Raw genomic sequence first — 13,400 nt, forward strand, 5'->3', positions numbered from 1 at the left:
CTTCTTTAAAAGATATTGATGCCCGACACAAACTTTATGTCGGGCTTTTCTTGCCTTACATAATAGTCACTTCAGGGTAAAGTCATACTGTACACTGAGTTTGATATCCCAGTAATTCAACCTGTCGCCGAGCGCACTACCCTCTCGTTTTTCCCGGCCTTTATCTGTCGCAAGGAATACATTCAACCCTTTTAATGGCCCTTGCATCTGGCGATAATTCGCACCAACCAGGACACCGACACCTTCAATTTTGACATCCTGGCGACTTGATTCGTATCCGTTTGTCACTATTGGCGCCACGACAATAATCGTTGAAGGGGTCAGGTTATAGCCTGCGCCAATCTGCCAGGAGATCATATCCTCTTTATTACGATCAAGACTCAGAGAAAAAGGGTAACCAAGGTCGGTATCCACGATGGCACCATTCATTGCATGCCGTAAATATCCTGCATTGGTAAACAGATTTCCCCAATGGGTTATCCAGGTTAATTGGCCGCTGATAAGCGAAGTTTCATTTGGTTGCACTGGCGAACGGCTTAGCCCATCCAGATGAATGTACATCCCCAACAGTTCACCTTTTAACGCATATTCTTCGCTAAGCTCCACCCGTTTTTCCAGGATAGTTTGCAGCTGAGTTGAAACATCTTGCTGAATTGAAGCACCAACAGAATAACGCTCGGCGGTGTTATGCCAACTGGATGCAATGAACGTTCGCGGTCGATGCTTATCATATTTCCCGGTTGCTGCGTTATAGACTCCTTCATCACGAACCCCGGTTGTAGAATCCGTCCAGTTAAATACTCGCGAGCGCCACATCGCCCAAAATTCCAGATTAGGCGATACAGCAAGGTATCCAAGTGCTCCTTCAGAAATTGTCGGTAATGTTCGCTGCGAACTACTGGCAATCAGAGGAATTCGCCAGGGCAAACTGCCGTAACCGTAATCAGTGCCGAAACGCCCAACTTTTAATAAAGCATTGTCGGTGTATTTCAAATTGACAGCACCCAATGCCAGGCCGAAACTGTCATGCCCATCCAGATACCAGCGCGTACTCATATCTGCACGCGCACCTAATTTATAAACATAATATGCCCCACCCTCTACACTAATATGGTTATTGTAATAAACACTTTTGAAATCAATTAACCCTCCCTGAACCCAGACATAAATATCTTTAGCATTTCCTACACTGGGTTTATCTGCTCTACGTAATTCGTTTTTAAGGCGTAATCTCAATGAGGAATCATCTTCTGTTATGGATGCGGCATAAACAGAGGTACAGGCGGCTTGCGCAGCTATGACAATAGCTACGAGCTTCGCATTAATATTCATAAGTTAACCTTGTAGGGTTTTATTTTACGAAGATGTTATCCGGTAAAGTCATTAATTAATTGCTGTTGAGCTCGCTTACGCACCTCAATTTCCTGCACAATTTCACTGAACTTTTTATCCGTTAAGGGATAAAACCAGATAATGCCAAACGCCAGTAACATAAACAGGCAAGGCACCAGTGCAATTGAGACTCTTATGCCCATTACGACGTCAGGCGTTTGCGTCTGGTTGGCGATATATCCGCTTATTCCCAGAATAAATGCCGGAATAGAACCACCAATTGCCTGGCCACATTTACGCGTAAATGAGAAGAACGAATAAGTCAGACCTTCAATTCGCACGCCGGTTAAATATTCACCATATTCAACGGTATCAGCTTCCAGCGCCCACATTACAGTCATGGTGATTCCCTGTCCCACTGAAGCTATGGCCAGGGCTGTAAATGCATAATGTGGAGCTTGTTCAGACATAAGGAAAAAGAGCAGGTAGCCAAGCATGCCGATTCCTGCGCCAATAAGAAAAGTATTCTTTTTCCCAAGGTGCTTAACCAATCTTGGTACTAGTGGTGCGGAACCCAGCGTACCGACGAGCATTTGAACCAGCACGAGTACGGAGAACAGCCCGACATCATTGAGAACATAACGCACGTAGAACAGTGACGAGGCGCTGATAGCAAATGTCGAAATCAGAATACATAGCGCCGCCATACACAGCATCAATAATGGCCGGTTTCTTTTCAGCGTTTGCAAGCTGATGTGTAGCGAAGGCTGCGCAACAATGCGCACCACATTTTCCCTGGTGGATTTGAAGCAGATAAAGTAGAGAATCAGGCCGACTATCGCTAATGCAATCGTCCACTCAATGTAGACCGATTGAATTTCAGATGGGCTAACGCCACTAATTTTTGGCCCGATGATAAATGCCAGGCTGACAAAAGCCAGCGCTGCCGCAACACTACGCGCCGCCCCCAGTCTGGCACGTGACTGGGGCTGCTGCGTCATTGCGGTGGCAAGCGACCCATAGGGAATGTTAACCAGGCTGTAGCACACGCCGAGTCCCATATAGGTCAGATACGCATAAATGACTTTATTGGTATGACTCCAGTCAGCCGGAACACAAAATACCAGCACACTAAACAGCATCAGCGGTGCCGATCCAAACAGCAGGAATGGGCGGAATTTCCCCCAACGGGTATTTACGCTGTCCACAATGCGCCCCGCCGCAATATCGGCAAAGGCATCAAAAATGCGCACAACCAATAGCATGGTTCCGGCAACAGCAGCACCGACGCCTGCGACGTCGGTGTAATAACTGAGCAGGAACAATGCACCCATAGCAAAGGCGATATTATTGGCTACATCCCCCAGACTGTAGCCAATGATGGTTCGCCAGGACAGGTGTTGATTCATCCCTTATTCTCCCTGCACCGGTTTTTCACCAAACGCCATGCCATTCCAACGTTTCTTCAGTACAAACGCTGCCGACTTTGGCTTACGGTCGCGGGTAAAGATGCCTTTTTTGTTGCCGCCCACACGTAAAATCCCCTGTGATGTAGCAAAATCAGCAAAATTCCACACCTGTTCACCAGCCACGGCACTAACACGGTCAAAGACACGGTGATACATTTCAAGCCAAGCACACTGGTACTCTTCACTCCACATGTCGTTATAGACCGAGTGCATTCCCGCCAGCGTGTCGACACCGTATTCCGTAATAATGATTGGGCGGTGCAGTTTTGACTGCCAGGCCAGCAGTTCTTGCTCCAGCATTTTTTCTGCTTTTTCCAAATCGCCTGATTGCACATACCAGCCGTAATAGCGATTCAGACAAACCACGTCGAACAGGTCGGTGATGGTGTCGCTTTCGGCATCGCAGAACATCACGTTTACGCAGGTAATCGGACGTGTCGGATCCAGCTCACGAGTAGCCTTAGCTAAAGGCTCAAAGTACTCTCTGGCTCCATTTGGACGGGTATCGGGCTCATTGGCAATACTCCACATCACTACGCTTGGATGGTTTTTATCCCGGGCAATAAGCTCTTTTATAGCCTGTAAGTGAGCCTGCTGAGTCTCGCCATTAATGGCTTCTTCGCTGTAGAGTTCTTTAGGTCTTTCGCCTGCGTCAAAAGTGATTCCTAACGATAAGTTAAAGCCAACTGCCGCGGTTTCGTTAATCACGACGATACCGTGTTCATCAGCCCAATCGAGCATCTCTTCCGCGTAAGGGTAATGGGACGTGCGATAGGAGTTAGCGCCAATCCAGTTCATCAGCGCATGGTCGTGAACCATCAATACCGGGTCAAAACCTTTGCCGCGAAAATCTGCATCTTCATGCCGACCAAAACCGGTGAAATAAAACGGTTTGTGGTTAATCAAAAACTGCTCCCCTTTAACCGTAATGGAACGGATACCGACACGTACAGGATATTCATCGCACTCGCCATTTGATTGACTGGAAACCCGCAGCTCATACAAATACCCTTCACCAGGTTCCCAAAGTTTAGGATTATCCAGTTCAAATATGCCTGTTGCCCCCTGCCCTTGCGCCACTATTTGCTGCTGCCCATCGCGAAGCTCAACCCGAATATCACCCTCAGCAACCACATTCCAGGTCACGGTTGCCTGTTCAGTGTTTTCAGCGACATCAGTAACAACCGTGACATCCTGAATATACGCGGCAGGTGTGGTGTAAAGCATCACGCTACGATGGATACCGGCGTAATTGAAAAAGTCATGAAAATAAGACTGCTGCTTTTTACCGTTATCCAACTCAGTGACGATGCCTGGAGGAATAGTATTCCAACTCAGTTCGTTATTAACGCAAACGGTGATGCGCACCGTTTCACCTGCCGCCACCAGGTGACTGATGTCTGCTTCAAACGGGGTATATCCGCCCTGATGTTCCATCACGAAATGATCGTTAACCCATACACTTCCGCGATGCGTAACAGCATCAAAACGCAGCACGATACGTTGGTCCACCCAGCCACGTGGAATGCGTGTTTCCCGCTGATACCAGACATTGCCCACGTAGTTGTGAATCTCCGCATCGGCAAATTGATCGTTGTAACTTCCAGGTACAGCAATGGTGCGGCTTTGTGCTAAATCCTGCCGCCACCAGCTTTGTTTCATCCCCGCATCACTTGCATCGACCGAAAAAGACCAAAGTCCATCGAGGCGTTTAATTTCACGGGAAGAGGTTTCTGTAGGACGCAACATAGTAAAGCTCCTTAAGCAAAACGAAGGAACGGTGCCTGCCAGTTTCTGACTAAAACTTGCAGGAGATACCGATAAAAATGTGGAAGCACAGAATTAGCATGAAGCCAGGGCGCGAAAAATTTGTGAAATAGCGTTCTGAAATGACGATCATAAAAATCAATATTGCAAGTCAGTTGATGTGCGCTGTTCCACACAACCAGGAAATACACGATTGACTTTAGTTGCTTTTTGTTCAATCGAACGTTCATTCGACTTGTTTTTATTTTACCAGTACACTTATCGCAGGCAGGTATTCCATGGGTTCTCAAAGTTAAGCGACAACTCTGGGCCTGTCAGGAAAACTCTTTTACACTGCTCTCAATGGCCACTTTTATTACTGGATACGCAATGATGCTGACCGAAGTTCTGCCTACTCCTGAGCGCGTGCTGGCTGCTGCTCGCCAATGTTTTTCCAGCAATGGATTTCACAGCACATCCATGAAAACCATCTGTAAAGCATGCGATATCAGCCCTGGCACGCTTTATCACCATTACCCCTCAAAGGAAGCGCTCATTCAGGCGATTATTGCTCAGGATCAGGAGCGCGCGCTGACGCATTTTCGCGACCCGATTGCGGGAGAAGAGCTGGTTGATTATCTGGTGGATTCATTTTTACAGCTGGCGAAAGAAGACCAGGCGCAGCGCGCGTTAGTCGTGGAAATCATGGCGGAGGGGATGCGTAATGCAGAAGTGGCAAGAATGCTGGAAGAGAAATATCAGGCCATTACAGAGTTACTGACGGCACGCCTGAGTGAAGCCAGAGAGGCAGGAGTTATCGGTGCGACGGTTGATTTAGCCTGTGCAGCCCGACTGCTATTGACCTTGAACTACGGCACAATTGCAGATGCCGAAGCACTTGCCAGGAACAGTAATGACATGTTCACCATCTCATTGAAAAACATGCTAAATGGTTTGCTACAAATTAATCCTCCGGCCTAAAGCATCGGCTTAAAACCGGAGTCAACGGCGGCGGTGGTATCAGATTACTTTGCCCAATACAGGAGTGCTTCGGTGTTCCACCGCCTGAGCAATTCGCGATTCAAGCAGTCTGGCGACCGCTGCAAACGCAGGCACCACCACCGAATTACCAAACTGCCGGTAAGCCTGAGTATCCGAAACCGGAATACGGAATGCATGACCTTGAATCGCTTCAAAACCCATTAAGCGCGCACATTCACGGGGCGTTAAACGACGCGGACGGCGAAGCTGATTATCAGCGTTGTCAAAATCCGCTTCTCCAAGAGATTTATCCCATCCCCGATCAATAAGTATTTCAGCGCCATCTTTGTAATACCGGGCTGACAATGTGCGGGCGACACTTGCTGGGTTTTTGGGATCAACCAGTCCATAACCAAAACCATTACCCTTAGCCTGGTGTTTTTTGGCGTAATAATAAAGATACTTCCAGAGCGTAGGCGTCAGGATATATTTACTATCCACTGAGGGTTCCAGTAATTCACCAAAAGTTGGGCGGCGTTGAGGATATAGTTCGCTGAGCTTAGTTAACGTAAAATCTTTATGCAGATTGAGGTCGCGACGAAAACCTACCAGTACAATACGTTCACGGTGTTGTGGCAGGAAGTTTTTACCATCAATAATTTTTGGATCCCCCGCCCCCATTATTGCGGCATCAGCCACCTCATAACCTAGGCTATCGAGGGTTTCCATAATGATACGGAAGGTGTTGCCTTTATCATGGCTTTTGAGGTTTTTAACGTTTTCAAGCACAAAAATTGCCGGACGTTTCGCATCAATAATACGCGCAACATCGAAGAACAGTGTGCCCTGCGTTTCACAAGCAAAGCCATGTGCTCGCCCTAAGGCATTCTTCTTCGACACCCCAGCCAGAGAGAAAGGCTGGCATGGGAAACCTGCCAGCAAAACATCGTGATCGGGCATCGTTGCCTGAATATGCGCCGTAGCTTCTTCATCGCTGACATCGTCACGATGGCTCAAAGTGACATCACGAATATCCTGATTAAACTGATGATCTTCCGGGCTGCAATACCAGTTGGCTTTATAAGTACGCACCGCATGCTTGTTCCACTCGCTGGTAAATACACATTGGCCGCCAATTGCTTCAAAGCCGCTACGAATACCACCAATCCCGGCAAATAAATCAACAAATTTAAATGCGTATTTTCCATGATGTGTCGGCAATGGCGGCAACATGCTTTGCAGCATTTCACTTTCAGCAGGCGTCAAAGTACGCGGAGACGATTTACGGTTAAACCAGCGGTTTAACGATTCACGAGTCCAGTCACCACTCACCTGACGCAAATGGTGTGCCACCGTCTTCTGGTCATAGATTTCCAGAATATGGCTCACGAGGGCGTAGTCTTCTTCTAATTGTTGCTGCTGCTGGCGAAGGGATTGTTGTGAGAGTTGCACGGCAATAGTGTCGAAGTCGTTCATCATGAACCATAGCAGGGAAAATAGAGTGTCACTCTATCACTGATTTGACCCAGAGAGAATCGGAACAGCCCGCAAGCGATGCGGGCATCTATCTAATTTCAGGAGGAAATTTTTTGCGAGGAAAATTGATGCACAACGTCCTGCTCAATACCGCAGTAATCACCTTTCAACTCAGCACAAAGCTTGGCCATGTAATTCACCAAAAAATCTGCATTAAGAAGAGCAAGCGCGCGCCCTGCCTCTGTTTGCATGGTATCAGGCAATTTGAGTAATTTTTTCTGGAAGTGATCAAGGGCATAAGTGGCATCATCCAGCTCACGATGGCGAGCCAGTGGATCTTCGCTGTCAAACAGTGGTCGCCCCAACGCACCAGAAGTATAGAAAACCCGCGCAAGTCCTATTGCCCCTAACGACTCCAGACGGTCGGCATCTTGCACAATTTTCGCTTCAAGTGTCTGAGGTGCAATCCCGGCGCTAAAGCTATGAGCGCGCACAGCATGTGCAACGGCATCGTATAGCGGATGCGGAAAATCGGGAAAGTGAGCATCCAGAATACGTAAAGTCTCTTGAGCAGCCTGTGTGGAAGCAAGATGACGTTCAGGATGGTTCTTCGGCAAATTGACAATATCATGGAAGTAACACGCGGTTAGCACCACCAGCCTATCAGCCTCTGTGGTTTCCATGATCTGCTGTGATGTTTTCCATACACGACGAAAATGTGCCACATCATGGGCTTTATCGTCCTGCAACCAGTTGTGTTGCAAATACTCTTCAAAACGCTCTTGCCAGTGGGCTATCGGCATACGTACTCCTCACTTCGCAGCTGGACCCGGTACTTAATATGAGTACAAGATCACAAAATTAGCAAGTAAAGCGCTGACAACAGACCACATTGGCACGATCTTATTCACCTGGCCCGCGTATACCAGGCTAAACCACCTAATAATGCAGCCACCGATCCCAGAACCAATAACCCCATTAACGCGCCTAGCAACTTTCCACCAAGCGATCCCATATCGCCACCGGTAACGTCGCTGACAACCCAAAAGTAACGCACCACAGCCCAAATCGTGTACAGGCAAAATCCATAAAACAACCACAGCGCCAATTTTCCGCCCGGAGTACGAGTCGGTTTTTCGTCCATAACTTCTGACATATGTCCCTCAATTAATTAGCTGAAGAATTGCGATAAGTGGAGCATCTCCATGAGCGTGATTTTTATCACATTTTCATTGTTTTTTAACAGCATGAAATAGCTGTTTTTAATTAGGATGATTCTTAAAATTGTAATATATCATGTCACTTCTCTTCAAATTAACAACCCACAAACATCAGATCATTTATTGAGCGGTTTTATAAATATGTAATTTTAGACACTCTTAACTTAATAGCCAGGCAGTTCCAGATACACACACCAAAGCAATTCCTACCCGGATTAAAGTTCCAGTAAAAAAAACAACACGCATTATGAGTGCATTCAAAAATATCAGTTCTTAGTTTACCCGGTTAAATTAAAAGAGAGAGATAAGACAAAAAGAGATTTTGGATTATAAAAGTGCAGGCAATAAGTATCGATAATAATACTAATCAGACCTCGAATATCTGTGTGCTCGTCAGTCATATGCTCAGACTAAAGATGCAGCCTGGCAACTGCGTCACCCGGAACAAAACCCCTATCCCAGGCTTTCCGGGTTTCTCTCCCCGGAACGTGCGTTCATATAGCTGATCAATATATTTCTACTACAAACATTGAGGATAGAAATAATTTTAGCCCTTCCCGCGCAAGCTGTGACCCGCGTCGTTGAAAGGAAAAGTGGTAAGTGTTTGAATAATGGCACAGAGATATAGGGTACATCCCTTCTCTCGGCGGTCCTGTTCTGGTCGCTGCCATGTGCCTCACTAGTGCGGCATTTTCACAGTCACGGTATAGTAGTTTTCCGTTCAAGAGATGACTTTGCGAGCGAGTAACATGATTAAGTGGCCCTGGAAATCAAATGATTCATCCGCTGTCACGGTATTGCCGTGGGAGCAGGCTTTAGCCATTCCGGTTCTGGCAACGCTCACGACTGCCGGGCAAGAAAAACTGGTCCGTCTGGCTGACCGTTTTTTACAGCAAAAACGGCTGGTGCCTTTGCAAGGATTCGAACTTGATGAACTAAAAAGCGCACGGATCGCGTTACTCTTTTGTTTGCCGGTACTTGAACTTGGTATCGAGTGGCTGGATGGTTTTCATGAAGTCCTCATCTACCCTGCCCCATTCGTGGTGGATGATGAATGGGAAGACGACATTGGACTGGTCCATAACCAGCGCGTTGTGCAGTCTGGCCAAAGTTGGCAGCAAGGCCCCATCATTCTGAACTGGCTCGATGTGCAGGATTCGTTCGATGCTTCCGGCTTTAATCTGGTCTTCCACGAAGTGGCCCATAAACTGGATATGCGTAATGGCGATCGTGCGAGCGGCGTTCCATTAATAGCACTGCGCGATGTCGCGGGCTGGGAACACGATCTCCAGGCAGCAATGAGTAACATCCAGGACGAAATTGATATGGTGGGCGAAAACGCAGCAAGTATTGATGCCTACGCAGCATCTGAACCGGCAGAATGTTTCGCAGTGCTCTCCGAGTATTTTTTCAGTGCCCCGGAGCTTTTCGCGCCTCGTTTCCCTTCACTTTACCAACGTTTTTGCCAGTTTTATGGTCAAGACCCGTTATTACGGTTACGTGAGAGTGAAAACATTGAGGCATCCAATGGAAATACGGTGCATTAATTCAACAAGTTGATTTTAAATTAGCCATTTGAATCAATACGTTATTTTTGTCGTTGACTCTTTTTGAACGTGACGTTACTATTTGCCTCGTTCAAACGATTCCTCTGTAGTTCAGTCGGTAGAACGGCGGACTGTTAATCCGTATGTCACTGGTTCGAGTCCAGTCAGAGGAGCCAAATTTAAGAAGCCTGCTTAGGAAACTAAGCGGGCTTTTTGTTCTATTACGTCTGCTCATTCTCCCCTTTTCATCTGCTTATTATTCTCGCTCTGCGCGAACTCACACCGCTGCGGTTTCATGCAAGCGTAGCCAGAGCAGCTCAGAACCCGTATTGCTGAATATCACAGTGGAATGACGCAGAGTAGTCTCTTGCCCCGGCAAACTTTGCCACTCGCTATAGCTGACCACCGCACCGGCTGGCCACTGGGCAATAACAGTTATCTCGTCCAGTGAAATTTTCAATCCTGGTTTTGCAGCTCGCTGAGCCGACCGCACTAAAAGATAGAAAAAGGCCGCCACAGATACTGTGACGGCCTTGGTTTGGTGGCTCAAATTATAGAAAACAGGCAGGGCTTATGGCTCAACGGCATTCAAACGAACCAGTTGCAAAGGCTCCGCCAACAATGCATCCATCTGTTGCACAAACGCCTGGAAATGTGGCAGTGCAGTGTGTGCATCCAACGCTTCCTGCCCTTTCCAGGACTCACGCATATAGAACACATCCGGCGTTTCCTGAAGCTGGAACAACGCGTAATCCAGGCAACCTTCTTCCTCGCGCGTCGGTGCAATCAGCGCTTGTAGGGCCGATTTCAGGTTCTCTTGTTGCCCCTCTTTTGCCTTCAGAACAGCAATGATTGACAGTGTGTTATCCGACATTTTTAGCACTCCGTTAAGATTTCGCTGAGCTCAAGACGCGATTTTGGCAACGCCGCGTTGAAGTCTTCCGCACTGCGATAGCCAATTGGCACGATAACCAGGCTGGTAAAACCTTTCTCGCGCAGGCCAAACTCTTCATCCAGAATGCGGGCGTCAAAACCTTCAATCGGCACAGCATCGATATTCATCGTGGATACGCCTAACAAGAAATTCCCCACGTTGAGATAAACTTGTTTTTCCATCCAATGCTGGGCGTCTTTGTAATCAAAGCGGTGCATATTCACAAAATAAGAGCGCCCCTTGTGCTGCCCTTCCATCGCCTGCTGGCTGGCAAAACGGCCATCTGCATTTTCCTGTTCCAACAGTTTAGAAAGATGCGTTTCATCAATTGCCGTTTTCGCACAGAACACCACAACATGTGATGCATCAAGCACTTTGCGCTCATTAAACACATAGAAACCGGAGGTTGCTTTGGCAATACGCGCTTTCGCTTCATCAGTGCTTGCCAGAATAAAGTGCCACGGCTGTGAGTTCGTGCTGGACGGGCTAAGGCGCAGCAAATCCTTCACTTTCTCGATGTTTTCATCGCTAATTTTTTTGCTCGCATCAAACGCTTTAGTTGAATAACGTGATGCTGCTGATTGAATAATGTCCATGATGTTTTCTCTATGATTTTTATGTAATTAGAAGCCTTCGAGCACGATTTTACCGACCGCACGATTGGTTTCAATTAATTCATGGGCACGGCGCAAGTTGGCTGCGTTAATAGTGCCAAAATGCTCACCAAGCGTCGTTTGCAGTACGCCCTGGTCAATCAAGGTCGCCACGCGGGTCAACAGACGGTTTTGCTCAATCATGTCGCTGGTTTCAAACATGGAACGGGTGAACATAAACTCCCAATGCAGCGAAATACTCTTCACTTTCAGCGGGCGCGCATCAAGGGTTTCCGGGTCATCGATCAGCGCCAGTTTCCCCTGAGGGGCCAGCACTTCAATCAGTTGCTGGTAGTGTTTGTCAGTCTGGTTGAGGCTTGCAACATGGGTAACATTTTTCACACCAATACGCGCCAACTCTTCAGTCAACGGCTTGCTATGGTCGATAATGTGATGCGCGCCTAAATCCGCAACCCATTGCTGGCTTTGTGGACGTGAAGCAGTACCGATAACGGTGATTTTCGTCAGCTTACTTGCCAGTTGCGTGAGAATTGAACCCACACCACCTGCCGCACCTACAATCAGCAACACATCATTTTCATTACCGTTTTCTGTCACGCCCAGGCGGTCAAATAACATTTCCCAGGCCGTGATTGCTGTTAATGGCAATGCAGCAGAAGAAGCATTATCAATAGATTTTGGTTTCAGCGCGGTAATGCGCTCATCCACCAGTTGATATTCACTGTTACTTCCAGGGCGAGTCAACGAACCTGCATACCATACTTCATCGCCTGGCTTAAACAGCGACACGGCTTCACCTGTTGCAACCACCACGCCCACAGCATCCCAACCCAACACCCGCGGCTGGTCTGCTTTAAAACCTGCACGTACTTTGGTATCGACCGGGTTTACGGATATTGCTTTTACTTCTACCAACAAATCGTGCCCTGAAGCGACCGGTGTCGGGAGAGTAATCTCACTAAGGGATTCCAGATTGGTACCATTTTGTGCAGCTTGAGTAATCGCGATAGCTTTCATGGTTGCTCCAGAGATTAAAGGGTTCATCGTGTGAATGAACTCATGGTACAAGGTGTTCTCCAGGCGAAAAACAGCCCATAGAAAACAACACTTATACTCGGAGAGTTAAAATGCTCAGGTTGGAAGACCTTACTTTGTTTGTCAGGGCCGCCGCCTTAAACAGTTTTAGTGATACTGCGCGTGAAGCAGGTTTGCAGCCTGCACAGGTCAGTACCGCCATCAAACGCCTCGAGCAAACGCTGAATACGCGTTTATTTGCCCGCTCCACGCGCAGCCTGCGGTTGACACCAGAAGGTGAAACCTGGCTACCCTACGCCATCACTGCATTGCAAACCCTTGAAGCCGGATTCGAACAAATTCAGCCCGCAACCGACGAAGTGCGTGGTGTGTTGCAAATCGCTGTACCTTCAGATCTTGGGCGCAATATGTTGCTTTGGGTTTTCCAGGCTTTTCGTCGTGAACACCCGGCGCTGCATTTAAAAATTCTTTTCTCCGATCAAATTACCGATGTATTCAAAGATCCGGTGGATATTGCATTCCGCTACGGAAACAATGATGACGCCTCGTTTGTAGCCCTCCCACTCGCTCCTTTTAATCGACGAGTTGTCGTGGCTGCACCTTCGTATATCGCACGCTGCGGTGAGCCAAAAACAATTAGCGAACTGGCCCAACATGACGCGTTAACCTACGCACTTCGTGGGCGGATTTACGACAAATGGACGTTAAGCTTAGATGGCGACATGCATCATGTGGCGATGAAAAGCGCAATGGTGAGCGATGATGCCGAAGTGATTCGCCGCTTAGCGGTTGCTGGAGAAGGGATTGCTTATAAATCCTGGCTGGATGTCAGCGAAGATGTGAATGAAGGCCGTCTTAAAATTATTCTGCCGCAGTACCAGGGAGATAGCGTGCCGCTCAATATGATTTGCCCGCATCGTAAACAGCTTTCGGCAACGGTGCGGTTGTTGCATCAGGCAGTGAAACAGCGTTGTGACGTGTTGCAAAGCCTGATGCCTGAATAATACGAATCTGACATACAAATCTTAGGGTGGATAAGCCGCAGG

General features: G+C 47.7%; 13 protein-coding genes and 1 tRNA gene. 4 read left to right on the top strand and 10 right to left on the bottom strand.

The annotated features are described in order from the left end of the window. Window positions 1-66 precede the first annotated feature (66 nt). The 3 genes from uidC to uidA are packed head-to-tail and all read right to left on the bottom strand — an operon-like array spanning window position 67 to window position 4,550. Window positions 67-1,332: a glucuronide uptake porin UidC gene (uidC, locus tag IX31_RS11500; protein WP_034458251.1), complete on the bottom strand. Its 1,266-nt coding sequence runs from the start codon at window positions 1,330-1,332 to the stop codon at window positions 67-69. Between the two features lie 35 nt (window positions 1,333-1,367). Next, entirely contained in the window at window positions 1,368-2,741 is a 1,374-nt protein-coding gene (gene uidB / locus IX31_RS11505) for a glucuronide transporter (RefSeq protein ID WP_034458254.1), read from the bottom strand. A 3-nt stretch (window positions 2,742-2,744) separates the two neighbouring features. Beyond that, window positions 2,745-4,550: a beta-glucuronidase gene (gene uidA / locus IX31_RS11510; protein ID WP_034458256.1), complete on the bottom strand. Its 1,806-nt coding sequence runs from the start codon at window positions 4,548-4,550 to the stop codon at window positions 2,745-2,747. A 390-nt stretch (window positions 4,551-4,940) separates the two neighbouring features. On the opposite strand from uidA, the gene IX31_RS11515 reads away from it, so the two are divergent. Beyond that, entirely contained in the window at window positions 4,941-5,528 is a 588-nt protein-coding gene (locus IX31_RS11515; protein WP_034460013.1) for a TetR/AcrR family transcriptional regulator, read from the top strand. Window positions 5,529-5,567: 39 nt separating this feature from the next. On the opposite strand, the gene IX31_RS11520 is transcribed toward IX31_RS11515, so the two are convergent. The 3 genes from IX31_RS11520 to drpB all read right to left on the bottom strand — a co-directional run bounded on the left by IX31_RS11520 (window position 5,568) and on the right by drpB (window position 8,148). Continuing rightward, window positions 5,568-7,004, bottom strand: a complete 1,437-nt coding sequence (locus IX31_RS11520; RefSeq protein ID WP_034458258.1) for a DNA cytosine methyltransferase — start codon at window positions 7,002-7,004, stop codon at window positions 5,568-5,570. A 98-nt stretch (window positions 7,005-7,102) separates the two neighbouring features. Then, a complete protein-coding gene (locus IX31_RS11525) occupies window positions 7,103-7,807 on the bottom strand; it encodes a phosphohydrolase (RefSeq protein WP_034458259.1) in 705 nt (234 codons plus the stop codon). Window positions 7,808-7,911: 104 nt separating this feature from the next. Continuing rightward, window positions 7,912-8,148 carry a cell division protein DrpB gene (gene drpB / locus IX31_RS11530; RefSeq protein ID WP_034460015.1) on the bottom strand — a complete coding sequence of 79 codons (237 nt, stop codon included), beginning with the start codon at window positions 8,146-8,148 and terminating at the stop codon, window positions 7,912-7,914. Between the two features lie 825 nt (window positions 8,149-8,973). Between drpB and mtfA the strand changes: the two genes are divergently transcribed. Next, on the top strand, window positions 8,974-9,771 hold the full coding sequence (gene mtfA / locus IX31_RS11535) for a DgsA anti-repressor MtfA (RefSeq protein ID WP_034458261.1): 798 nt from the start codon (window positions 8,974-8,976) through the stop codon (window positions 9,769-9,771). Window positions 9,772-9,871: 100 nt separating this feature from the next. Further along, window positions 9,872-9,947, top strand: a tRNA-Asn gene (locus IX31_RS11540). Between the two features lie 101 nt (window positions 9,948-10,048). Here the strand turns inward: IX31_RS11540 and IX31_RS11545 are convergent. From IX31_RS11545 to IX31_RS11560, 4 genes are all read right to left on the bottom strand, one after another. Beyond that, the gene (locus IX31_RS11545) at window positions 10,049-10,231 is read right to left on the bottom strand and encodes a hypothetical protein (protein ID WP_051880686.1); all 183 of its coding nucleotides are present in this window, start codon (window positions 10,229-10,231) and stop codon (window positions 10,049-10,051) included. Window positions 10,232-10,342: 111 nt separating this feature from the next. Further along, window positions 10,343-10,645, bottom strand: a complete 303-nt coding sequence (locus IX31_RS11550; protein ID WP_034458262.1) for a putative quinol monooxygenase — start codon at window positions 10,643-10,645, stop codon at window positions 10,343-10,345. Between the two features lie 2 nt (window positions 10,646-10,647). After that, window positions 10,648-11,301: an oxygen-insensitive NAD(P)H nitroreductase gene (nfsB, locus tag IX31_RS11555; protein ID WP_034458264.1), complete on the bottom strand. Its 654-nt coding sequence runs from the start codon at window positions 11,299-11,301 to the stop codon at window positions 10,648-10,650. A gap of 27 nt (window positions 11,302-11,328) precedes the next feature. Continuing rightward, a complete protein-coding gene (locus tag IX31_RS11560; protein WP_034458266.1) occupies window positions 11,329-12,336 on the bottom strand; it encodes a zinc-binding alcohol dehydrogenase family protein in 1,008 nt (335 codons plus the stop codon). A 110-nt stretch (window positions 12,337-12,446) separates the two neighbouring features. Between IX31_RS11560 and IX31_RS11565 the strand changes: the two genes are divergently transcribed. Beyond that, window positions 12,447-13,358 carry a LysR family transcriptional regulator gene (locus tag IX31_RS11565; protein ID WP_034458268.1) on the top strand — a complete coding sequence of 304 codons (912 nt, stop codon included), beginning with the start codon at window positions 12,447-12,449 and terminating at the stop codon, window positions 13,356-13,358. Window positions 13,359-13,400 lie beyond the last annotated feature (42 nt).

Source organism: Buttiauxella noackiae, assembly GCF_000737905.1.
Taxonomy (GTDB): Bacteria; Pseudomonadota; Gammaproteobacteria; order Enterobacterales; family Enterobacteriaceae; genus Buttiauxella; species Buttiauxella noackiae.

Bases quoted from the DNA above. Each gene is read 5' to 3' on its own strand.
- uidC (WP_034458251.1), bottom strand. From the start codon at position 1,332: ATGAATATTAATGCGAAGCTCGTAGCTATTGTCATAGCTGCGCAAGCC.
- uidB (WP_034458254.1), bottom strand. From the start codon at position 2,741: ATGAATCAACACCTGTCCTGGCGAACCATCATTGGCTACAGTCTGGGG.
- uidA (WP_034458256.1), bottom strand. From the start codon at position 4,550: ATGTTGCGTCCTACAGAAACCTCTTCCCGTGAAATTAAACGCCTCGAT.
- IX31_RS11515 (WP_034460013.1), top strand. From the start codon at position 4,941: ATGCTGACCGAAGTTCTGCCTACTCCTGAGCGCGTGCTGGCTGCTGCT.
- IX31_RS11520 (WP_034458258.1), bottom strand. From the start codon at position 7,004: ATGAACGACTTCGACACTATTGCCGTGCAACTCTCACAACAATCCCTT.
- IX31_RS11525 (WP_034458259.1), bottom strand. From the start codon at position 7,807: ATGCCGATAGCCCACTGGCAAGAGCGTTTTGAAGAGTATTTGCAACAC.
- drpB (WP_034460015.1), bottom strand. From the start codon at position 8,148: ATGGACGAAAAACCGACTCGTACTCCGGGCGGAAAATTGGCGCTGTGG.
- mtfA (WP_034458261.1), top strand. From the start codon at position 8,974: ATGATTAAGTGGCCCTGGAAATCAAATGATTCATCCGCTGTCACGGTA.
- IX31_RS11550 (WP_034458262.1), bottom strand. From the start codon at position 10,645: ATGTCGGATAACACACTGTCAATCATTGCTGTTCTGAAGGCAAAAGAG.
- nfsB (WP_034458264.1), bottom strand. From the start codon at position 11,301: ATGGACATTATTCAATCAGCAGCATCACGTTATTCAACTAAAGCGTTT.
- IX31_RS11560 (WP_034458266.1), bottom strand. From the start codon at position 12,336: ATGAAAGCTATCGCGATTACTCAAGCTGCACAAAATGGTACCAATCTG.
- IX31_RS11565 (WP_034458268.1), top strand. From the start codon at position 12,447: ATGCTCAGGTTGGAAGACCTTACTTTGTTTGTCAGGGCCGCCGCCTTA.